Source organism: Streptomyces capitiformicae, from assembly GCF_002214185.1.
Classification (GTDB): domain Bacteria; phylum Actinomycetota; class Actinomycetes; order Streptomycetales; family Streptomycetaceae; genus Streptomyces; species Streptomyces capitiformicae.
Window position 1 is genome coordinate 3,821,279 of record NZ_CP022161.1, and the last position, 22,367, is coordinate 3,843,645.

The 22,367-nt window shown below is 69.8% G+C and carries 15 protein-coding genes and 1 pseudogene; 10 read left to right on the top strand and 6 right to left on the bottom strand.

Annotation, left to right across the window (positions count from 1 at the left end; translation table 11 throughout):
- Positions 1-5 precede the first annotated feature (5 nt).
- Genes CES90_RS16995 through CES90_RS17005 form a run of 3 tightly spaced genes read left to right on the top strand, consistent with a single transcriptional unit; the run spans position 6 to position 4,292 of the window.
- Positions 6-818 (top strand): SAM-dependent methyltransferase, encoded by an 813-nt coding sequence (locus CES90_RS16995; RefSeq protein WP_189784421.1) that lies wholly within the window; start codon positions 6-8, stop codon positions 816-818.
- Positions 815-2,959 carry a putative bifunctional diguanylate cyclase/phosphodiesterase gene (locus CES90_RS17000; protein WP_189784420.1) on the top strand — a complete coding sequence of 715 codons (2,145 nt, stop codon included), beginning with the start codon at positions 815-817 and terminating at the stop codon, positions 2,957-2,959. Before CES90_RS16995 ends, CES90_RS17000 begins: the two co-directional genes overlap by 4 nt.
- Positions 2,960-2,987: 28 nt before the next feature.
- Positions 2,988-4,292 (top strand): serine/threonine-protein kinase, encoded by a 1,305-nt coding sequence (locus CES90_RS17005; protein WP_189784419.1) that lies wholly within the window; start codon positions 2,988-2,990, stop codon positions 4,290-4,292.
- Between the two features lie 18 nt (positions 4,293-4,310).
- Here CES90_RS17005 and CES90_RS17010 read toward each other — a convergent pair whose 3' ends face one another.
- On the bottom strand, positions 4,311-5,195 hold the full coding sequence (locus CES90_RS17010; RefSeq protein WP_189784418.1) for a LysR family transcriptional regulator: 885 nt from the start codon (positions 5,193-5,195) through the stop codon (positions 4,311-4,313).
- Between the two features lie 139 nt (positions 5,196-5,334).
- Between CES90_RS17010 and CES90_RS17015 the strand changes: the two genes are divergently transcribed.
- From CES90_RS17015 to CES90_RS17035, 5 genes are all read left to right on the top strand, one after another.
- Positions 5,335-6,006: a succinate dehydrogenase gene (locus CES90_RS17015; RefSeq protein WP_189784457.1), complete on the top strand. Its 672-nt coding sequence runs from the start codon at positions 5,335-5,337 to the stop codon at positions 6,004-6,006.
- A 1-nt stretch (position 6,007) separates the two neighbouring features.
- Positions 6,008-7,960, top strand: coding sequence for a fumarate reductase/succinate dehydrogenase flavoprotein subunit (locus CES90_RS17020; protein WP_189784417.1), 1,953 nt, complete (start codon positions 6,008-6,010; stop codon positions 7,958-7,960).
- The gene (locus CES90_RS17025; RefSeq protein WP_189784416.1) at positions 7,957-8,703 is read left to right on the top strand and encodes a succinate dehydrogenase/fumarate reductase iron-sulfur subunit; all 747 of its coding nucleotides are present in this window, start codon (positions 7,957-7,959) and stop codon (positions 8,701-8,703) included. Before CES90_RS17020 ends, CES90_RS17025 begins: the two co-directional genes overlap by 4 nt.
- Positions 8,704-9,059: 356 nt before the next feature.
- Complete coding sequence (locus tag CES90_RS17030; protein ID WP_189784415.1) at positions 9,060-9,830, top strand: GNAT family N-acetyltransferase; 771 nt, start codon at positions 9,060-9,062, stop codon at positions 9,828-9,830.
- Between the two features lie 4 nt (positions 9,831-9,834).
- Positions 9,835-10,761, top strand: a complete 927-nt coding sequence (locus CES90_RS17035) for a lysophospholipid acyltransferase family protein (protein ID WP_189784414.1) — start codon at positions 9,835-9,837, stop codon at positions 10,759-10,761.
- On the opposite strand, the gene CES90_RS17040 is transcribed toward CES90_RS17035, so the two are convergent.
- From CES90_RS17040 to CES90_RS17055, 4 genes and pseudogenes are all read right to left on the bottom strand, one after another.
- Positions 10,685-11,686, bottom strand: coding sequence for an LLM class flavin-dependent oxidoreductase (locus CES90_RS17040; RefSeq protein ID WP_189784413.1), 1,002 nt, complete (start codon positions 11,684-11,686; stop codon positions 10,685-10,687). The genes CES90_RS17035 and CES90_RS17040 overlap by 77 nt on opposite strands.
- A 117-nt stretch (positions 11,687-11,803) precedes the next feature.
- Positions 11,804-16,993: a family 43 glycosylhydrolase gene (locus CES90_RS17045; protein ID WP_189784412.1), complete on the bottom strand. Its 5,190-nt coding sequence runs from the start codon at positions 16,991-16,993 to the stop codon at positions 11,804-11,806.
- A 266-nt stretch (positions 16,994-17,259) separates the two neighbouring features.
- Positions 17,260-17,541, bottom strand: a pseudogene (locus CES90_RS17050) (GNAT family N-acetyltransferase); the annotation flags it as partial.
- A gap of 119 nt (positions 17,542-17,660) precedes the next feature.
- Positions 17,661-19,382 carry a SulP family inorganic anion transporter gene (locus tag CES90_RS17055; RefSeq protein ID WP_189784411.1) on the bottom strand — a complete coding sequence of 574 codons (1,722 nt, stop codon included), beginning with the start codon at positions 19,380-19,382 and terminating at the stop codon, positions 17,661-17,663.
- Between the two features lie 136 nt (positions 19,383-19,518).
- On the opposite strand from CES90_RS17055, the gene CES90_RS17060 reads away from it, so the two are divergent.
- Positions 19,519-19,710: a hypothetical protein gene (locus CES90_RS17060; protein WP_189784410.1), complete on the top strand. Its 192-nt coding sequence runs from the start codon at positions 19,519-19,521 to the stop codon at positions 19,708-19,710.
- A 338-nt stretch (positions 19,711-20,048) separates the two neighbouring features.
- Positions 20,049-21,512: a rifampin monooxygenase gene (gene rox, locus CES90_RS17065; protein ID WP_189784456.1), complete on the top strand. Its 1,464-nt coding sequence runs from the start codon at positions 20,049-20,051 to the stop codon at positions 21,510-21,512.
- 111 nt (positions 21,513-21,623) lie between these two features.
- On the opposite strand, the gene CES90_RS17070 is transcribed toward rox, so the two are convergent.
- Positions 21,624-22,364, bottom strand: coding sequence for an FAD:protein FMN transferase (locus CES90_RS17070; protein WP_189784409.1), 741 nt, complete (start codon positions 22,362-22,364; stop codon positions 21,624-21,626).
- Positions 22,365-22,367 lie beyond the last annotated feature (3 nt).

Here is a 22,367-nt window from a genome sequence, read left to right on the forward strand (position 1 = left end):
CACAGATGGAGCGTCCCGCCTGGGCGCCACGGAGCATCGACGTCTCGATGCCGTCCGTGGCCCGCATGTACGACTACTACCTGGGCGGTTCGCACAACTTCGAGGTCGACCGGGAAGCCGCCCGCAAGGCCATGGAGTTCGTGCCGGGCCTGCCCAAGATCATGCAGGCGAACCGCGCGTTCATGCGCCGCGCCGTGCGGTACGCGGTGAACGCGGGCATCACCCAGTTCCTGGACGTCGGTTCCGGAATACCCACCTTCGGAAATGTGCACGAGGTCGCCCAGGAGGCCAGCCCTGGCGCGCATGTCGTCTACGTCGACCACGACCCGGTCGCCGTAGCACACAGCCAGGCGGTTTTGGAGGGCAACGACGACGCGGATGTGATCGCGGCCGATCTGCGCAAGCCCCGGGACATCCTCGAGAGCCCCCGTGTTGAGCGACTTATCGACCTGAACCGGCCAGTGGCGCTGCTTCTGGTTGCCATACTGCACTTCGTGGAGGACAGGGACGACCCGTACGCAGCGGTGGCCGAGCTGAGCGACGCGCTCGCGCCCGGCAGCATGCTCGTCGTCTCGCACGCCTGCTCCGAGGGAATTCCGCTCCCCCGGGAGAGGGCAGAGAGCATGGTGGACGTGTACAAGGACATTCGCAATCCGTTGACCATGCGCTCATCCGACGAGGTCGCGCGGTTCTTCGAGGGGTACGACATGGTGGAACCCGGAGTGGTGCCGATGGCGAAGTGGCGGCCCGACACGGCTCCCGAGGACGAGGATCCGTACGCCTTCGCGCAGTTCGCCGGCGTGGGGACCAAGGCGTGAGGGCGGAGTCGGACGGGCCGGAGGGCAGACTGCGCCGGTTCGCGACGATCTGGAGCCGGGCGGTCTTCCCCGTCACCTCCACGTCGCTGACCCGCCCCGAGTTCGAGGAGCGACTCCTGCCGCTCGCCCGGCGCCTGAGCGAGGCGCTGCGGGCCAGGACGTACGACGCCGGGGAAGGAAGAGCCGTCGGCGCCGCCCTCGTCGAGGCGCACTGCACCGAGCCCGAGGCGCTCAGCCAGACCCTGGACTGCGTCGACGCCTACCTGGTGCTCTACTGCGGCGGCGACGGCGCCCAGGAGGATCTGCGGGCCCGCGCCGCGCGACTGCAGTCCGCGATGGCCGCCGGATACGCCGAGGCGCTGCGGCAGCGGACCCTGGCCGAGCAGGAGGCGATCGCCCGAGCCGCGCTGGAGGCCCAGGGCGCGGTCGCCCGGGCGTTGCACGCGACCGAGGCCCGCTTCCGCGCGGTGTTCGAAGGCGCCGCCATCGGCATCGGCATCGCCGACCTCGACGGCAACATCCTCCAGGTCAACGGCGCGTTGCTGCGCATGTTCGGCGTCACGGAGCAGGTGATGCGCGGCCGTGTCGTCACCGACTGGACGCACCCCGACGACGCCCCGCAGGTCTGGCGCCTCTACGAGGAGCTGGTACGCGGCGAACGCGAGCACTACCACACCGAGAAGGCGTTCCACCGACCAGACGGAACGGTTCTGTGGACCAACCTGACGGTTTCCTTGTTGCGTGACGCGGACGGCAACCCCCAGTACCAGCTGGCGCTGATGGAGGACACCACCGAGCGCCGACTGCTCAACCTCCGCCTCCGCTACGAGGCCACGCACGACGCGCTCACCGGACTGCCCAACCGCACCCTGTTCTTCGAACGCCTGGAGAAGGCCCTCGCCGCGGGCGACGGCCAGCGCTTCGGCCTGTGCTACCTCGACCTCGACGGCTTCAAGGCCATCAACGACAGCCTCGGGCACGCGGCCGGCGACCGGCTGCTCGTCGAGGTCGCCGACCGGCTGCAGTCCTGCGCGACCGCCCCCGGCGAGATGGTCGCCCGGCTCGGCGGCGACGAGTTCGTGGCGCTCACCACCGGCACGGACACCGAACGCGAGGTCGACGAACTCGCCGACCGCATCATGAACGCCCTCGTCACCCCCGTCCGCATCGACGGCCGCGAACTCCTGGTCCGCGGCAGCATCGGCATCGTCGAGGGCCCGGCGGGCGAGCGCGGCCCCGCGGAGGTGCTGCGCAGCGCCGACATCACGATGTACCGGGCCAAGTCGGCGGGCGGAAACCGCTGCGAGGTCGCCGACGCGGAGGCCGACGCCCGCGCCATCACCCGGCACGGCCTGACCACCGCCCTGCCCGCCGCCCTCGACCGGGGCGAGTTCTTCATCGAGTACCAGCCGCTCGTCCACCTCGGTGACGGCACCGTACGCGGCGCCGAGGCCCTGGTCCGCTGGCTGCATCCGCAGCACGGCGTCCTCGGCCCCGACCGGTTCATCCCGCTCGCCGAACGCACCGGCCTGATCGTGCCGCTCGGCCGCTGGGTCCTGGAGCAGTCGGTGCGGCAGGCCCGTGAATGGCAGGAACGTCACGGTGGTACGGGAGCGACCGGCCCCCTGCGTGTCAACGTCAACCTGTCGCCATGCCAGTTGACCCATCCCGGGCTGGTCCAGGACACCGTCGACATCCTGGAGCGCGCGGGCCTCGAACCGGACGCCCTCTGTCTGGAGGTCACCGAGTCCGCCCTCATCGGCGCCGACGACGATCTGCTCAAACCCCTGCGCAGACTCTCCGAGATGGGCGTCGACATCGCCCTCGACGACTTCGGCACCGGCTACTCCAACCTCGCCAATCTGCGCCGACTGCCGGTCCGGGTGCTGAAGTTGGACCGCTCCTTCACCCAGAGCATGCAGCAGTTCCCGGCCGACCCCGTCGACCTGAAGATCGTCGAGGGCATCGTCGCCCTCGCCCACAGCCTCGACCTCGCGGTCACCGTCGAGGGCGTCGAAACCGGAGCCCAGGCCGAGCAACTGCGGATCCTCGGCTGCGACACGGCCCAGGGCTGGTACTACGCTCGCCCGGGTCCGCCGGAAAGGTTGCACGATCTGGCGCTGGTGGACGCGACGGGCTGAACGACGGCTGGTGGGGCGAGGGAGACGGATGCCGGAGCGGATGCTGGACGGGCGTTATCGCCTGGTGGACCGGATCGGTGCCGGTGGCATGGGGGAGGTGTGGCGGGCCCACGACGAGCACCTGCGGCGCGAGGTGGCCGTCAAGCTGGTGACCGGCCTCGTCCACGGCCAGGACCCGACCACCGCCGAGCGGTTCGTGCGCGAGGCGCGGGCCGTGGCGCGGCTGTCGAGCCCGCACATCGTCACCGTGTACGAACTCGGTACGGCGTCGGCGCACGACGGCGCGGCGCTGCCGTACATCGTGATGGAGCTGATCGAGGGACGGCGCCTGGACCGGCTGATCCACGGCGGCGACGGGCTGCCCGACCTCGTCGACGTGGCGCGCTGGGCGGGGCAGATGTGCAAGGCGCTGGGCACGGCCCATGCCGCCCAGGTCGTGCACCGGGACATGAAACCGTCGAACGTGCTGGTGGCCGCTGCGGATTCGGCCGACCCGGAGGACAGCCTGGTCAAGGTCCTGGACTTCGGCATCGCCCGTCTCCTGGACGCCTCGGGCGCCCCGACGGCGCTGACCGCCACCGGCTCGGTCGTGGGCACCCCGGCCTACATGTCGCCCGAGCAGGCCCGGGGCGACGTCCCGGTCGACGCGCGCACCGACCTGTACTCCCTCGGCTGCATCCTCTACGAACTGGCCACCGGACGGCTCCCGTTCGAGGCTCCCGTCTGGCACGTACTGCTCCGCAAGCACATGGACGAACCACCCGTGCCGCCGAGCCACCACCGCCCCGAACTGCCGGGTAGCTGGGACGAGTTGATCCTGGCCCTGCTGGAGAAGGACCCGGCCGACCGGCCGTCGACGGCGGGGGAGGCGCGCAGGCGGCTCGTCGAGCTGGAGGGACGTACGGGCGGCAGCGCGATCCGGATACCGGACGACGCCGGCCGACTCGCGCCCACCCCACCGCCCTCGTGTCCGCCCCGCACCCCGGTACCCGCCGTGGACGCCCGGGCCGATACCCGGACTGCCCCACCCGCGCCGAGGCACACGCCGACCTGGGTGGAGCCCGCCGTGCCGTCGGTGCCCGCCTACATGCCGTCCGATCCGGCCCCGTCCCACTCCGTCACGGCTCCGATCGCTTCGAGTCCCACACCCTCGACCATGAAGCGCATCGGCGGACTCGGCTACGTGGCCATGACCCTGGTGTGGCTGATCGTGGTGCTCCTGGTGTCCTGGAAGATCGGTGGGGTCCTCTTCGTCGCCGGCATCGTCTGGTACCTCGCGACGCGGGGGAGGACCCACTTCGACCAGGGCTTCTACCAGGGAAGACACCGGTGATCGTGCGCACCCCGCCCCTCACCGCTCCACCAGCATCCGCTGCAACTCCCGCGCGGCCCGCGGCGGGGCCACGTCGCTGCGGTGCGCCAGGGCGATCGTCCGGTGCAGGCCGGGGCGGGCCAGAGGGGTGACGCGCAGGCCGCGTCCGGAGCGGGCGGCGACCATGCGGGGGACGACGGCCACGCCCAGCCCGGCCCGTACGAAGCCGAGGACCGCGTCCATCTCGCCGCCCTCCACCGCGAAGTCCGGCTCGAACCCGGCGGAGCGGCACGCGGCGACGGTGAGTTCGCGCAGGTCGTAGCCGTGGCGGAACATGACCAGGCGCTCGCCCTCCAGGTCGGGGATCCGGACGGTGCGGCGGCCGTTGCCGGGTCTGGGGGCGTCCGGAGACGACACCACCACGAGGTCCTCGCGCAGGAGCTCCACCGTGGTCAGGGCGGGGGCGGGTGTGGGCAGGGGGAGGACGACCAGGGCCAGGTCGAGGGCGCCGCGCGCCAGCTGCCGTACGAGGTCGTGGGAGCCGCCCTCCTCGATCAGCAGGCGGATGCCGGGGTAGCGGTCGTGGAAGGCGCGCAGGACGTCCGGGAGCAGGCCGGTGCACAGGCTCGGGGTCGCGCCGAGCCTGACCCGGCCCCGCCGCAGCTGGACCAGTTCCTGCACCTCGTGCCGGGCGGTGTCCGTGTCGGCCAGGATGCGGCGGGCCAGCGGCAGCAGGGCCTCACCGGCGTCGGTCAGGGTGATGTTGCCGCGCGCCCGCAGGAAGAGGTCCGCCCCCAACTCCCGTTCCAGCGCCTTGATCTGCTGCGACAGGGACGGCTGAGCGACATGGACGAGTTCGGCGGCGCGGGTGAAATGCCGGGTCTCGGCGACCGCCACGAAGTACTGAAGCTGCTGGAACTGCACCCGTCCACGATATGACACGATAGTTTCCGGCTATCGAATCGAGCCGGACCATGTCTTGGACCGATGAGTGTTTTCGGCCTTAGCGTCTTGTTCCATGGCTCTGGCAACGCGGACGGAACGGACGGAACGGAAACCGTCCGTGGCGCGCACGGTGTGGGACAGCTCCCTCGGCAAGAAGACGGTCATGGCCGTCAGCGGTTTGATCATGCTGGCGTACCTGGTCGTCCATATGCTCGGCAACCTCAAGATCTTCTTCGGCTCGGACGAGTTCAACGGCTACGCGCACTGGCTGCGCACCCTCGGCGAGCCCTTCCTGCACCACGAGTGGGCGCTGTGGACCGTCCGCGTGGTCCTCGTCGCCGCGGTCGTCGCCCACGCCACGGCCGCCTACCAGCTCAGCCGCCGCGACATCAGGGCGCGGCCCACCCGGTACGCGCACAAGAAGCGCCGGGCGAGCTACGCGACCCGCACCATGCGGTGGGGCGGCATCATCCTCGGCCTGTTCATCGTCTGGCACATCCTCGACCTGACGACCGGCACGGTCCACCCGGACGGATTCGAGGCCGGCCACCCGTACCAGAACGTGATCGACACCTTCTCCACCTGGTACGGCAACGTCATCTACCTCGTCGCGATGCTGGCCCTCGGCCTGCACATCCGGCACGGCTTCTGGAGCGCCGCCCAGACCCTCGGCGCCGGCAGCCGCACCCGCGACCGAGCCCTCAAGACCGTCGCCGACGTCCTCGCGCTGCTGCTCACGGCCGGCTTCATCGCCGTACCCGTGGGCGTCATGACCGGAGTGGTGAACTGAGATGACCGCTGAATACGTGAACTACGCGACCGGCGAGCCCGTCGTCGACACCAAGGCCCCGTCCGGCCCGATCAACGAACGCTGGGACACCCGCCGCTTCGAGGCCAAGCTGGTCAACCCCGCCAACCGCCGCAAGCACACCGTGATCGTCGTGGGCACCGGCCTCGCCGGCGGCTCCGCCGGCGCCACGCTCGCCGAACAGGGCTACCACGTCGTCCAGTTCTGCTACCAGGACTCCCCGCGCCGGGCCCACTCCATCGCCGCGCAGGGCGGCATCAACGCCGCGAAGAACTACCGCAACGACGGCGACTCCGTGCACCGGCTGTTCTACGACACTGTCAAGGGCGGTGACTTCCGGGCCCGCGAGTCCAACGTCCACCGCCTCGCCCAGATCTCCGTCGAGATCATCGACCAGTGCGTGGCCCAGGGCGTCCCGTTCGCCCGTGAGTACGGCGGTCTGCTCGACACCCGCTCCTTCGGCGGCGTCCAGGTGTCGCGAACCTTCTACGCCCGCGGCCAGACGGGCCAGCAGCTGCTGCTGGGTGCCTACCAGGCCCTCAGCAGGCAGATCGCGGCCGGCAACGTGGAGATGCACCCGCGGACCGAGATGCTCGACCTGATCGTGATCGACGGGCGGGCGCGCGGGATCGTGGCACGGGATCTGATCACCGGCCGCATCGACACGTACTTCGCGGACGCCGTCGTTCTGGCGAGCGGCGGGTACGGCAACGTCTTCTATCTGTCGACCAACGCCATGAACTCCAACGCCACCGCCGTGTGGCGGGCACACCGGCGTGGTGCGCTGTTCGCGAACCCCTGCTTCACCCAGATCCACCCCACGTGCATTCCGCGCACCGGCGACCACCAGTCCAAGCTGACGCTGATGAGCGAGTCGCTGCGCAACGACGGCCGTATCTGGGTGCCGAAGGCCAAGGGCGACACCCGTCCCGCGAACAAGATCCCCGAGGACGAGCGCGACTACTACCTGGAGCGCATCTACCCGTCCTTCGGCAACCTGGTTCCGCGTGACATCGCCTCCCGCGCCGCGAAGAACGTCTGTGACGAGGGCAGGGGAGTGGGGCCGGGAGGGCAGGGCGTCTACCTCGACTTCGCCGACGCCATCAAGCGGATGGGCCACAAGGCCGTAGAAGCCAAGTACGGCAACCTCTTCGACATGTACCAGCGGATCACCGACGAGGATCCGTACGAGGTGCCGATGCGGATCTACCCCGCCGTGCACTACACGATGGGCGGATTGTGGGTCGACTACGACCTCCAGACCACCGTCCCCGGCCTGTTCGCCATCGGTGAGGCCAACTTCTCCGACCACGGGGCGAACCGGCTCGGCGCGTCGGCGCTGATGCAGGGGCTCGCCGACGGGTACTTCGTCCTCCCGGCGACGATCAACGACTACCTCGCCCGGCATCCGCACAGCGAGCCCGTCGGGGTCGAACACCCCCTCGTACAGGAGGTGTTGGCCGAGACCCAGGACCGGCTCACCCTGCTCCTCGCCGTCGACGGCGACCGCACCCCCGACTCCTTCCACCGCGAGGTCGGTGAGCTGATGTGGGAGTTCTGCGGCATGGCCCGTACCGACAGCGGGCTGCGCAAGGCCCTGGAGCGGATCCCGCAGATCCGGGAGGAGTTCTGGCGGCGCATCAAGGTCCCGGGGACGGGTGAGGAGTTCAACCAGTCCCTGGAGAAGGCCAACCGGATCGTCGACTACCTGGAGCTCGCCGAGCTGATGTGCCTCGACGCGCTGCACCGCAGCGAGTCGTGTGGCGGGCACTTCCGTGAGGAGTCCCAGACGCCGGACGGCGAGGCGGCCCGCAAGGACGAGGAGTTCTCGTACGCGGCCGCCTGGGAGTTCACCGGCACGGGCTCGGCGCCCGTCCTGCACAAGGAAGACCTCGTCTTCGAGTACGTCCACCCCACCCAGCGGAGCTACGCATGAGGCTCACCCTGCGCGTCTGGCGGCAACGCAACGCCGACGCCGACGGCGCCATGTCCACGTACGAGGTGGACGACATCTCGCCCGACATGTCCTTCCTGGAGATGCTCGACACGCTCAACGAGGAGCTCATCCTGCGCGGTGAGGACCCGGTGGCCTTCGACCACGACTGCCGCGAGGGGATCTGCGGGGCGTGTTCGCTCGTCATCAACGGGGACGCGCACGGGCCGGAGCGGACGACGACCTGTCAGCTGCACATGCGGTCCTTCTCGGACGGCGACACGATCGATGTGGAGCCGTGGAGGGCGTCGGCGTTCCCGGTGGTCAAGGATCTGGTCGTCGACCGGTCCGCGTTCGATCGGATCATTCAGGCCGGGGGGTACATCACGGCGCCTACGGGGGCCGCGCCGGAGGCGCACGCCACGGCTGTGCCGAAGCCGGACGCGGACTATGCCTTTGAGCACGCGGAGTGCATCGGGTGTGGGGCTTGTGTGGCCGCGTGTCCCAACGGGGCGGCGATGTTGTTCACGTCGGCCAAGGTCAATCATCTGAACGTGCTGCCTCAGGGGGCGCCCGAGCGGGAGACGCGGGTGTTGGGCATGGTCGAGCAGATGGATGAGGAAGGGTTCGGGGGGTGCACGTTGACTGGGGAGTGCGCCACGGCTTGTCCCAAGGGGATTCCCTTGGTGTCTATTACTCATATGAACAGAGAGTGGCTGCGGGCTGTTCGTAAGAGTGGTCGGTAGCGCCATCGGGGTGCTTGATTCTTTCGGGCTGCGGGTGCGTTGTGGCTGGTCGCGCCCACGCGGCGGAGCCGCAAATCGACACTGCCCCGCGCCCCTATCGGGCGCGGTGCAGTTAAGGCCAGTTGAAAAGTTATAGACGTTCGCCGAAACGTGCGGACGAGCGGGACCGGGAGTGGTGCTCAAACCCCGGTCCCGTTTCGCTTTTCGGGATTCCTGGCATTCAACATTCCCACATCCGCTCTCCGGGCGGCGGTCACTCGCCTGTCAGTCGGCGTCGGAAGAACTGTGGCGGCGGGTCGCACGTCCCCAGGTCCGCCACTGATGGCCGCCGAGTCGGCCCGTGACCAGGAGAAGCCATGACCGCCTCCACTCTCGACAGTCCGCCCCAGCCGACCGCCCCCACCCGCTACACCGTCACCCTCGCCCGCAGCGAGGAGGACGTGCGTGCCGTGCAGCGGCTGCGGCACGACGTGTTCGCCGGGGAGATGGGCGCCCTGCTGGCGTCACCGCAGCCGGGGCTGGACGTCGACTCCTTCGACGCCTACTGCGACCACCTGCTCGTCCGCGACACGCTGACCGGCCAGGTCGTCGGCACCTACCGACTGCTGCCGCCCGAGCGCGCGTCGATCGCCGGACGGCTGTACTCGGACGGCGAGTTCGACCTCGGCTCGCTCGACGCGATCCGCCCCTCGCTGGTGGAGGTCGGCCGGTCCTGCGTGCACCCCGACCACCGCGACGGCGCCGTGATCAGCCTGATCTGGGCCGGGATCGCCCGCTACATGGTCCAGGGCGGCCACGAGTGGCTGGCCGGCTGCTGCTCCATCCCGCTCGCCGACGGCGGTGCCCTCGCCGCGGGCGCCTGGGACCGGGTGCGGGCCAAGAACCTGGCGCCGGAGGAGTACCGGGTACGGCCGCTGCTCCCCTGGATCCCGAAGGGCGAGGCCCCCGAGGGCCGTACCGAGCTTCCCCCGCTGCTGCGCGGCTATCTGCGCCTCGGCGCCTGGGTCTGCGGCGAGCCCGCGCACGACCCGGACTTCGGGGTCGCCGACATGTACGTGCTGCTGTCGATGCGCCGGGTCAACCCGCGCTACCTGCGGCACTTCCTCTCCCTCGTACCGGCGGCGTGACGCGATGAGCGTGTGGTTGCCCAGCGCGCCCTGTACTCCACGGGCGTGTGTGGAGGCGCGGGCGTCCCTCGCCGCCGTACCGCTGGCGGTGCTGAGACTCGCGGCCGTCGTGGCCCTGCTCCTCGTCGGGTTCCTGCTCATTCCCCTCGGGGCCAGGATCCCGTCGAGTGCGGTCAGCCGGTGGAGCCGGTGGATCGTTCGGGCCTTCGGGGTCCGGGTAAGGATCTCCGGTGCGGCCGCGCCGCCCACCGGCGGGCTGCTGCTCGTCGCCAACCATGTCTCCTGGCTGGACATCCCCCTGCTCGCCGCCGTGCGCCCGGCCCGGATGCTCGCCAAGTCGGAGATACTGCGGTGGCCCGTGGCCGGCTGGCTGACCGCCCGCAGCGGAGCCCTGTTCATCGACCGGGACCGCATCCGCGCCCTGCCCGGCACGGTCGCCCGGATCGCCGAAGCCCTGGGCGCCGGCGACGCCGTCGTTGCCTTCCCCGAGGGCAGTACCTGGTGCGGGCGCGCCCAGGGACACTTCCGGCGGGCCGTCTTCCAGGCCGCGCTCGACGCGGGTGCGCCCGTACAGCCGGTGTCCGTCCGCTACCGGCTCCTCGACGGCGGGCCCAGCACCGCGCCCGCCTTCGTCGGGGACGACTCACTGCTCACGTCGGTGTGGCGGGTCGTGTCGGCACGGGGCCTGGTGGCCGACGTCGACGTGCGACCGGTCCTCGGTCCGGGCCGCCCGCTCGACCGGCGGGCGCTGGCGCGGGCCGCGGAGATCGGCGTGACCGACACGCAGGACCTGGCCACGTGCGCTTCGGGTGCGCCCACCGAAGGCCACGGCGGGACATCGGCCCCGGCAGGGACTATCCGAGTCCCGCGACCCGTGCCAGCCGCTCGTAGGATTCCAGCATTGCTTCGCGGTCGTACGTACTCGTCGTGACCAGGACCTCCTGGGCACCCGTCTCCTTGACCACCGCCTCCAGCTCGTGCGCGACCTGCTCCTCGGTGCCGTACACATGCCCGGCCAGCCCGGCCTCGTAGAACCCGCGCTCCTTGGCGGTCATCACCCGCCGCTCGACCTCCTCGGCGGGGGCGAGCGGCGGGAAACTGCCGTGCGTGCGCGAGTACGCCATCGCCCAGGCCTCGGGGAGCAGGATGCGGTGAGCCGCCTCCGGGGTTTCGGCGACGGCGATCGTCCCGGAGACGACCACGTACGGCGCCTCGGCCCACGATGACGGGCGGAACTCGGCGCGGTAACGGTCGATGCCGTGCCGCATCTTGTCGCGGTTGCGGAGATCGCCGATGACCATGGGCAGCCCTGCTCGCGCGGCGATCGAGGCGCCCTCACCCATGGCGAGCACGAACGGGGGTACGACCAGCCCCTCCGGGGGGCGCGCGTGCACCCGGGTCGGGGACGTCCCGTGAAACCAGCCGAGCAGTTCGTCGAGCTGCCCCGCGAAGTCATCGGCGTCGTCCTTGTCACGGCCCAGCGCCCTGCGTACGCCGTCCGTGAAGCCGACAGAACGGCCCAGCCCCATGTCGATGCGCCCCGGGAACAGGGATTCGAGGACGCCGAACTGCTCGGCCACCACCAGGGGACGGTGATTGGGCAACATCACTCCGCCGGTGCCGACGCGGATCGAGCGGGTGGCGGAGGCTACGGCTGCGGCGAGCACGGTAGGTGCTGACCCGGCGACTCCGGGCACCCCGTGATGCTCCGAGACCCAGAACCGGTGATAGCCGAGTTCCTCCACGGCCCGGGCCAGCCGCACGGTGTCGCGCAGTGCCTCGGACGCGTGATGACCTTCGCGGACACGGGACCGATCGAGCACAGAGAACTGAACGGAGGAGAGAACTGAGGTCACACGGGATTCAACGCACAGGGCGCCCAGTGATTCCCGGTCAGCTGTTCAGGGGCACGGACAAGCCACGACGGGCCCGCAGACGCTCTACGGACCCGTCGTGGCACTTTCTGTCGCACGCTAACTGAGGTTGCCCACCATGATGCCGGTGGTCTTCGCGGCCATGTTCTCGTACACCACCTCACCTCCAGCCAGCTTCCAGATCTTGATCTGGAAGGTGTCCGGCCCATCGGTGGCCGTGATACGGAACGCGTACCCGCTCTTGCCGTTGACCGTCCCGCTGCCCTGATAGACGGCCTTGGACCCGGTGACGACCAGCCAGTCGGACCCGGTGGAGCGGAGCTTCAGCTTGCCCCGGTCGAAGTCGAACGCGGCCTTCCCGGAAGGCACCGTGCCGGCCCAGTTGTACCTGGCGTTGAAGGAGAAGGCCGCCTTGCCGGTCGGCGTGGTGAAGCCGCCGTTGCCGATCGCGGGGCCGGCCGCCCGGTCGTAGACGATCAGTTCGGCAAGCGTGGTGCCGTCGGCCGCACCGTCGTCGTCGGTGACCGTGACGACCGGGCGGTGGATGCCGGCCTTGGTGTAGGTGTGCTGGGCCTGGCAGCCGGTGGCGGTGATCTTTCCGGCTGTCGGCTGGGTGCCGTCCTTCCAGTCGACCTCGCAGGTGTGGGTGTCGCCGGTGCCCGCGTCCGAGAAGGTGGCGGTGACCGTGGCCGTCCTGCCGACCGACACCGGGGACTTCGGACCACTGGCGGAGCCAATGGCGGGCGCCGCGTTGGTGACCTTCACGGTCGCCGAGTCGCTGCTGCGGCCGCCGGTCAGGGTCACCGTGTACGTGCCGTTGTCCGTGCAGGTGACCGTCGTCTTCGCGGACGTGGTGTCGGTGAAGGTGCAGGGCGCCCCTTCCTCGACCGTCCACTTGGGGCTGCCCGCCCCGGAGACGGTGCCGCCCAGCTCGATGCGGTCGCCCTCCGTGCCCTCGGCGTCCTGCCCGGCGCGGGCGATGGTGACCGGGGCGATGCTCTCCAGCGTCGGGACGACCTTCTTGAGCAGACCGTCGGCGTCGAACTCCAGCTTGTCGATGGTGGTTTCGCGGTGGGTGCCGTCGCCGCCGGGGATGGCGAAGCGGTGGTAGGCGATGTACCAGTCGTCGGTGTTCGGGACGTGGACCACGGAGTGGTGGCCGGGGCCCTTGATGCCGAGCGAGAGGTCCTTCTCCAGGATCACGCCCTGCTTGGTCCACGGGCCGGTGGGGGAGGGACCGGTGGCGTAGGCGACCCGGTAGTTCTCGTCACGTGTGTCGTTCTCCGACCACATGAAGTAGTAGGTGCCCTTGCGCTTGATGACGAAGGTGCCCTCGTTGTAGCCGCTCGGGGTGATGTCGGTGACCTTCGAGGCGTCGAACGACACCATGTCGTCGTTCAGCGGCACGACGTACGCCCTGCCGTTGCCCCAGTACAGATACGACTGGCCGTCGTCGTCCGTGAAGACCGCCGGGTCGATCATCTGGCCGGTGTGGTCACCGGCCTTCAGCAGCGGCTTGCCGAGGACGTCCTTGAACGGGCCGGTCGGCGAGTCCGAGACCGCGACTCCGATGTTGGCGTCGGCGCAGAAGTAGAAGTAGTACTTGCCGTTCTTCTCCTCGATGGCCGGCGCCCAGGCCCTGCTGTCCGCCCAGGAGACGTCCGGGCCGAGGTCCAGGATGACGCCGTGGTCCTCCCAGTGGACCAGGTCCTTGGAGGAGTACGCCTTGAACTGCGTACCGCTCCAGCCCGGGAAGCCGTCGGTGGTCGGGTACATGTAGAAGGTGTCGCCGAAGCGGGTGATGTTCGGGTCGGCGTTGAGGCCCGGCAGGACCGGGCTCTTCATGATCAGTGCCGAGACCGTCCAGGTGCGCTTCTTCCCGTCCGAGCCGGTCACCTCGTACGTCACCGGCTCGGTGAAGTCGTGCAGGGTGCCGGAGGCGGGGCTGATGGCCGCGCCGTGGGCGAGGGTGAACTCCGGGGCAAGGGCGGTGACATCACTGCCCTCGGTCAGCGGCAGGACGATCGTGCTGTCCTTGTCGTTGACGATCGCGTCCACCTTGAGCGCCGGGTGGGTCGCCACGGCGATGCCGGTGGTGTTGCCGGCGAGCTCCAGGATCTCGGCGGGCGTGAGGGCCCGGTTGTAGATCCGGAAGTCGTCGACCTCGCCGCCGAAGTACGGGTCAGGGGAGTACATGGACTTGCCGATGTAGCCGGAGTAGTCCTTGGCCGAGTCGTACAGCTCGGACGGCTTGATGGTGACACCGTTCACGCGGGCCGCCTCGGCGCCGTCCACGTAGAGGATCGCCGTCTCGGTCGAGCCGTTCAGCGTGACGGTGAGGTGCTTCCACTCGTTCTGGGTGAGCTGGGAGCCGCCGATCATCTGCTTCTCACCGGACCAGGTGGCCTTGGTGATCGCGGAGAACAGCTTGCCGCCGCCGTTGGAGGGGGTGGCGAACAGGTACTTGTTGCTGTCGGGGCCGAGCCCGAACAGCCACTGGAAGTTGTCGCCGCCCTTCCACTTGACGTACGTGGAGACGGTGACGCTGCCGGCGTCCTTCAGCACGCCGTTCGGGATCTTGACGTACGGCGAGCTGGAGCTGCTGTTGCCGCCGGACATCTTGAACGAGCCGCCGTCCACGCCGGTGCCGAAGCCGGGCGTACGGACGTAGGTGCCGTGGTAGCCGTGGCCGCTGGAGTCACGGGCGATGTTGCCGCCGGTCTCGTCGAAGCCGTAGTGCAGGACCAGGTCCGCCGGAACGTCGGGGCCCTCCTCGGAGACCGTCACCTCGGCGCGTACGTCGATCGTGGCGTCGCCCGGCAGGGTGCCTTCGACCGTGAAGGTGCCGACCTGCGCGTACTGCGATGCCGGGACGTCCGCCCAGGTGACGGCGACGGGCCGCTTGACCCCGTCCGCGGACTCGGCGATGACGGTGGCCGGCAGCACCGGGGCCTGACCGACGCGCGTCTCGACCTTGATGTCCTCGACGCTCCTGATGATCTGGTCGGGCTGGTAGGTGGTCAGCAGCCGGTCGTACTCGGCCTGCGTCACCGGCAGCACCGTGCCGTGGCGCGGCTTGGACGGCAGGTCGTACGACGAGGACGGCGTCCACACGCCGGAGGCGAGGTCGGTCGTCTCGAAGGGGATGTAGCCGCGTCCGCCGAACTCGTCCAGGAACGCGTACCACTTCTCCTCGGTGTTGGACTTGAACACCAGCGGGCCCTCGGCGGCGTTCATCGCGCCCTTGCCGATGCCCTCGGCGACCGCGTCCCACGACAGGTTCAGCAGCGAGCTGCTCTTCTCCTCGAAGACGAACTTGCTGTTGGGGGTGGAGGAGGTGTTGTTCCGCTCGTCCTTGGAGAGGCGGAAGTACGTGCCGTCGTGCTGGATGACCGTGGAGTCGATGACGGAGTAGCCGCGGTCGATCCAGATCTTGGGCTCGCTGAAGGTGTGGAAGTCGCGGGTCGTCGCGTACATCATGCGGTTGTACGTGTCGCCGGAGTGCGCCTCGTTGTCGTACAGCTTCGACGCCCAGAAGACCACGTACTCGCCGAGCTTCTCGTCGTAGTACGCCTCGGGGGCCCAGGTGTTGCCGGCCGCGTCGGGGGAGACCTTGACCAGGCGCTGGTCGGTCCAGTTCACCAGGTCGGTGGACTCCCAGACCATGATGGACTTGCTGCCGGTGCGCTGCGAGCGGTCCCAGTCGCCGTTGCCGTAGATCCTGAGGTCGGTGGCGATCTGGTAGAACTTGTCGCCCTCCGGGGAGCGGATGATGAACGGGTCGCGCAGGCCCTTCTCGCCGAGGGTGGAGGTCAGGACGGGCTTGCCGTCGTTCAACTCCCGCCACTTCAGCGGGTCGTTGCCCTTGCTGAGCGCGAAGTAGAGCTGCTCGCCGTCCGAGGTGCCCTCGCCGGTGAAGTAGCTGAACATGTAGCCCTTGAGGGCTTCCTTCTTCGGCAGTTCCGGCACCTTCGCGGTGAAGGCGCGGGTCGTCGTGGCGTCGCCCTTGGTGACCGTGGCGGTCAGCTCGACCATGGTGGCGCCGTCGCCGTGCGCGGGACGGTGGACCACACCGTCGGCGGCGATCACGTCCGGCTTCGCGGAGGACCAGGCGACCTTCGTGCCGAGGGTGCCGTCCGTGGGGAGGGTGAGGTTGCCGCGTACGTCGTCGAGGTTGTGGACGGTCAGTGCCTCGGCGGCCTGCTCGGTGGCCGTCTTGTCGTCGAAGGCGGGCAGGACCGTGACCTCGAAGGTCTTGGTGTCGGTGACGGTGCCCTTCTTCAGGGTCGCCGTGAGCGTGGCGTGGCCGTTCGGCTCACCGGCGGCGGGCCGGGTCACCGCGCCGGAGTCCGAGACGACGCCGGTGTTGTCGCTCTTCCAGCTGATGGACGAGCCGCCGGCCGTGCCGGTCTTCGGCAGGTTCAGGTCGGCGGTCACCGCGCTGGTGTCGCCCAGGCTGAGGGCGGCCTTGTCGTCGGCGACGCCCTGGGTGGCCACGGGCAGCGAGAGCTGCTCGACCTCGGTGGCGGCGAGGGCACGGTCGTACACCCGGAAGTCGCGGATCTTGCCCTTGAAGAGCTTGTCGCCGGAGTAGACCGACTTGCCTATGTGGTTGGCGGTGGTGGTGCCGGACCCGATGGCGCCCGGAGTGATGGTGACCGAGGTGTTGCGGCCGACCTCCACGCCGTCCTCGTACAGCACGCCCGTGTTGCCGGTCTGCGTGTAGGTGAGCTGCTTCCAGACCGCACGGGTCAGGTTGTGAGAGTCGGAGGGCCTGGTGTTCTGCTCGGTCGACCAGTTGCCCGTCGCGATGGAGGTGCGCAGCGAGTTGCCGGTGGCGAAGAGATAGCCGTTGCCGTTGCCGCCGCTGGTGTTGCCGAAGCCGTAGATGAAGTACGGAGTCGTCTGCGACTCGTCGATCAGCACGTCCAGGGAGACGCTGATCGAGTTCATGCCCTTCATGACGTCGTTGGGCACCTTGACGTAGGTGTCGGAGCCGTTGAAGGCGAGCCCCTGGCCGGTGCCCGTCCAGCCGGCGGTGCCGTTCACCGTGCCGTCGCGGCCGTTGCCGGAGGCGTCGGTGACGGTGGTGCCGGACGTGGCGTCGAGCTTGTACCAGAGGGCCAGACCGTCGGTGATCTCGGCGCTGTCCGCGCTGGTCGCGCTGTCCGCCGCGAAGCCGGGCGCGGTCGGTCCGGCGAGGCCCAGGAGCAGCGACGCGGCGGTCAGCCCGGCGAGCGGACCCGCCCAGCGTCTCGCGCGGCCGCGCAGACCTGCGATGTACGTCATGTGGTGATTCCCTGCTGAAGGCACGGCTGATGAAGGGGCGGAACAGAGGGCGGAACGAAGGGCGGAGCAAGGCAAGCGGAAAGGGGCCGAGGCGATGGCCCTCGTCCCTGGGTGCCCCGCCGTTTCGGCCGTGTAACGTCGTGTTGCGAGAGTGTCAATCGACGTGTGGTGGGGCGTCAAGGGGAATCGAACAATGTCCGACAGGTCGAACGAGTTGCTCCAGGGGGATCCTCAGGGGGGATGCTCGGTGCCCCTTGCCGCTCGCCCTACTTGCCCGGCGTACCCGTCACGGGGAGTACCAACTCCCACGTGTCGACGGCGAGATCCAGCTTCATGCCGTGCCGTTCGTACGGTGCGAGGGCGCCGCTGCTGTTGTCGGTGTCCACGCCGAGGCCGATACGGTCCCGGCCCAGCGCCGCGTAGTGGCCGAAGGCGTGCCGGAGGAGATGGCTGCCGAGAGCCCGGCCGCGCGCCTCGGGCAGGACGCCCGGGTTGGCGATCCGGGCCATGGTCGTGCGGTCGTTGCGCGTGCGCATGGCCGCCGCGTCATCCTGTGATGCTCCTCCCCGTCGCCCATGGCCGTATCCACATGGCCAGGTCGTGAGGGAGTCGGCCTCCCGCCCCCGGACCACGGACAGGATCTGTATCGCCGCCGAGGCGCACGGGCTCAGTGCTCGCGGCACCACTGCTGGTACCCCGCCACGGCCGTCGGCAGGGTCGGGAAGATCCGGTCGCTGCCGACCGACTCCGCGAGCCCGTACGCCCGCAACTCGTCCCACAGGTCCTGCTTGACGCGGGCGAGGGCGAAGACGATGCCCCGGCGGTTCAGTTCGCGGCGGAGTTCGTCGAGGGCGTCGAGGGCGGTGATGTCGACCTCGACGTTCGCCTCGGTGTTGAGGAGGAACCAGCGGACGGTCTCCCCGTGCTCCTCCTGTTCGTCCACGGAGGCCAGGGAGCGGCGGCGGAAGTCCTCGGCGTTGGCGAAGAACAGCGGGGAGTCGTAGCGGTAGACGAGGAGGCCGGGGATCGTCCTGGCCTCGGCGTAGTCGTCGACGTCGTGCATTCCGGCCACCCCCGGGACGAGTCCCTCCACGGCGTCGTGCGGCCGGGCCACGCGCGTCAGCAGCTCGGCCACGGACAGGCCGACGGCCACCAGGACGCCGTACAGGATGCCCCAGGCGAGCACCCCGGCCAGACAGCCGACCGCGAGGAGTGCCTCCCGGCGCCGGAAGGAGGCCAGGCGGCGGAAGCCGGCCAGATCGACCATGTGGACGGCGGCGTAGACCACGATCGCGCCCAGCACGGCCGAGGGGGTCCGGGTCAGCAGCGAGCCGAGGAAGAGCAGGACGGCGAGCACCGCCACCCCTGAGACCAGCGTGTACGCCTGGCTGCGGGCGCCCGCCGTGGAGGCGAGCGCGGTACGGCTGGCGCTGCTGCTGACCGGCATGCCGTGCAGCACCCCCGCGCCCAGGTTGGCGGCGCCCAGGGCCAGGAACTCCTGGTTCGGGTCGAGCCTCGGGCCCTTGTCCTCATGGACGGTGAAGGCGCGTGCGGTGAGGACGACGTCCGTGTAGCTGACGAGGAGGACGCCCAGGGCGGGCAGCAACAGGGAGGGCAGCTCGGACAGGTCCGGCACGGTGAGTCCCGGCAGGCCGGACGGGATCTCGCCGATCACGTCGATGCCGTGGCGGTCGTCGAGGTCGAGGGTGACCACGGCGACCGTACCGAGGACGACGGCCAGCAGGGGGCCCGGGAGCATACGGGAGAGGCGGGGCACCGCGAAGACGAAGGCGATGGCGATCACGGAGAGCACGACGGTGGGCCAGTGGGCGTCCCCCAGGTGCCGGACGAAGGACCACAGCTTGGGGAAGAAGTCCTCGCCGCTCGTCTCCACCCCGGCGAGCTTGGGTAGCTGGTCCATGATCATGATCAGCGCCAGGCCCGCGAGGTAGCCGATCAGGACCGGACGGGAGAGCAGGTCCGCGACGAAGCCGAGGCGTACGGCCCAGGCCAGCAGACAGAGCAGGGCGACCGCGATCGCCAGGACCGCCGCGAGCGTGGCGTACCGCTGGGCGTCGCCCTTCGCGAGAGGGCCGATCACCGCCGCCGTCATCAGGGCGGCCGTCGACTCCGGGCCGACCGACAGGAGGCGGGAGGAACCGAGGAGGGGGTACAGGGCGAGGGCGGGCAGCATGGCCCACAGGCCGACCACGGGGGGCAGTCCGGCCACGACCGCGTACGCCATGACCTGGGGGACGAGGTACGCGGCCACGGTCGCGCCGGCGATCAGGTCGCCCCGCAGCCACGAGCGCCGGTAGCCGAGGAGCATGGCGAGGCCGGGCGTCAGGCGGCGCCACACCGGTGTGCTTTCGCCCGAGCCGCGGGCCATGCGTCTCCGTTCGTCCGTGACCTTTGTCCGTGACCTTTGTCCGTGATCTCAGGATCCACCGCACGCCGGTGTTCCGCGACGTACCGCCGCTGCTGTCTGTCCGGGACGGCATGGCGCGTACAGGTGAATCGCGGCGATGCTGCCGACTGAGGTGCGGGACGGGGTTGTTGCGGCGGCGGGCGCTGCCCTGGCGGATGGGCTGGGGCGGGTGTGCCTGGTCGCCGGGGTGGCCGCGTTTGTGGGGGCCGGGCTCGCGCTGGTGCTGATCCGGGGGAAGGACCGGGTTGCGGTGGTGGCGCCGGAGGAGGCCGCTGAGGTGACTGCCTGACAGCGTGGCACCCGGTGCTGTTGGTGGGCGGGGGTGGCCTGCGCCACTCGGCGCTACGAGGTGCCGCTGCGCCCAACCTCCCCCACTCTCGACTTCGCTCGAGCGGGAGGTGCCCCCACCGCACCAGCGGCACGACTGCCGCAGCTACGCATAGTAAAGGGTTGGACGGGGTGATGCTCGGGCTTGTAGCTTGCAGTGGACCGGACACCGCCCGAGGAGGTGAGACCCATGAACGCTGTATCGATGTGGGTGCTCTCCCTTCCCGTCACGGTCGGGCGATTGACGTAGGTGTCGCCGGGAGCGCCGCGCCAACAAGGCACTCCCGAAGGGCAACACCTATGGACTCTTCGCAGTTCACCGCCGAGCCGTCGTCGAACGGGTTCGACGTGATCATCGCCGGGTGCGGGCCGACCGGCGCGATGCTGGCCGCCGAACTGCGGCTGCACGATGTGCGGGTACTCGTTCTGCAGAAGGAAACCGAGCCCGTGTCGTTCGTCCGCATCGTCGGTCTCCACATGCGCAGTCTCGAGCTGATGGCAATGCGCGGACTGCTGGAGCGCATGCGCGAACACGGAAGACAGCGTCCGGTCGGCGGATTCTTCGCCGCCATCCCCAAACCCGTGCCCAAGGGCCTGGATTCCGCGTACGCCTATCTGCTGGGCATCCCGCAGCCGGTCATCGTTCACCTGCTCGAAGAGCATGCGATCCAACTGGGTGCGCAGGTCCGGCGGGGTTGCGCGGTGGCCGGTTTCGAGCAGGACGACGAGGGTGTGACCGTCGAGCTGACTGACGGCGAACAGCTGCGTTCGAGCTATCTCGTCGGCTGTGACGGCGGGCGCAGTACGGTGCGCAAACTGCTCGGCGTCGGCTTCCCCGGTGAGCCCTCGCGGACCGAGACGCTGATGGGCGAGATGGAAGTGGGTGTGCCGCAGGAGGAGATCGCCGCCAAGGTGACCGAAATCGGCGAGACCGACAAGCGATTCTGGCTCAGGCCCTTCGGCCAAGGGGCATACAGCGTCGTAGTCCCCGCCGCGGGAGTCGGCGATCGCGCGGAACCACCCCCGCTCGAGGATTTCAAACAACAGCTGCGCAGCGTCGCCGGAACGGATTTCGGCGTGCACTCCCCGCGCTGGTTGTCCCGCTTCGGGGATGCCACCCGGCTGGCCGAACGCTATCGGGTCGGGCGGGTGCTGCTGGCCGGCGATGCGGCACACATCCACCCACCCACCGGCGGACAGGGCCTCAACCTGGGCGTCCAGGACGCATTCAACCTCGGCTGGAAACTGGCCGCGCAGATCCGCGGCTGGGCGCCGAAAACTCTGCTGGACACCTACCAGGCCGAACGCCACCCGGTCGCCGAGGACGTGCTGGACAACACCCGCGCCCAGATGGAACTGCACTCCACCGAACCGGGCCCGCAGGCCGTGCGCAGGCTGCTCACCGAACTGATGGACTTCGACGAGGTGAACCGCTGTCTCATCGAGAAGATCACCGCGATCGGCATCCGCTACGACTTCGGTGAAGGCCTCGACCTGCTCGGCCGCCGCCTGCCCGACATCGACGTGAAACACGGCCACCTCTACGGTCTGCTGCATCGAGGCTGCGGCCTGCTGCTGGACCGCACCGAACGCCTGACCGTCGGCGGCTGGTCAGACCGGGTCGATTGCCTCGCGGACCCCACTGCGGCACTGGATGTTCCGTGCGTCCTGCTACGCCCCGACGGCCATGTCGCCTGGATCGGCGACGACCAGCAGGACCTGGACGACCACCTCTCCCGCTGGTTCGGCGAGCCCGCCAACTGACTTCGCCCGAGCAACCGAAAAGGCACCACAGGCCTTCCACGTGCTGTCAATTGTCCGTCAGGCGGATCGTGGGGGCGGCGAAGAAAGTCGGCCGGGCACCCTCAGGTGAAATCAGGCCGCCACCGGCAGCCCCGGTGTGCGGAAGACGCGCTGGTCGGCGTCGACCGCGAACACCTCGCAGCCCTCCCTCGCGGCGGCCCACTCGATACCCTCGGCCCCCATCGCGAACGCGGCCGTCGCCGTGGCGTCGGCCTCCGTGAGGGTCGGCGCCACGACCGTCAGGCTCAGCAGGCCCGTCGCCGGGCGGCCGGTGCGGCCGTCGAGAATGTGGTCGCCGCGTTCGTAACGGGCGGACGTCGCGACCGCGCCCTCGGTGATCGACAGGACCGTGCAGAGCCGGTCGGCCCGCTCGGGGTGGCGTACACCCACCCGCCACGGGCCCCCGGTCGCGGCCACGTCACCACCGGCGTTGAGGCACAGCCGCTTCGCACCCCGGGCCGTGAGCAGCTCCGCGGCCCGCTGCACGGCCCACCCCTTCACCATGGCGCAGGGGTCGAGCCCGCGCCCCGGCAGCCGTACGTCGAACGCACCACCGGTCGCCACCCGGTACTCCTCGCACAGATCGAGGACCTCGACCAGATCCGGGCTGAGCTCGTGTGGGGCGAGCTCACCCCGGTCCAGCCGGGACACCTCGCTGTCGGCACGGAACGGACTGAACCGCGCGTCGACCTCGCGCAGCCAGTCGAAAGCCGGTTCCGCGGCCTCGGCGCCGGCGGCCCCGTTCTCGGTGCCTTCCATGTCCTCGATGATCAGCGAGATCGGGAAACCCATGATGTGTTCGACGCGGCGCACTCC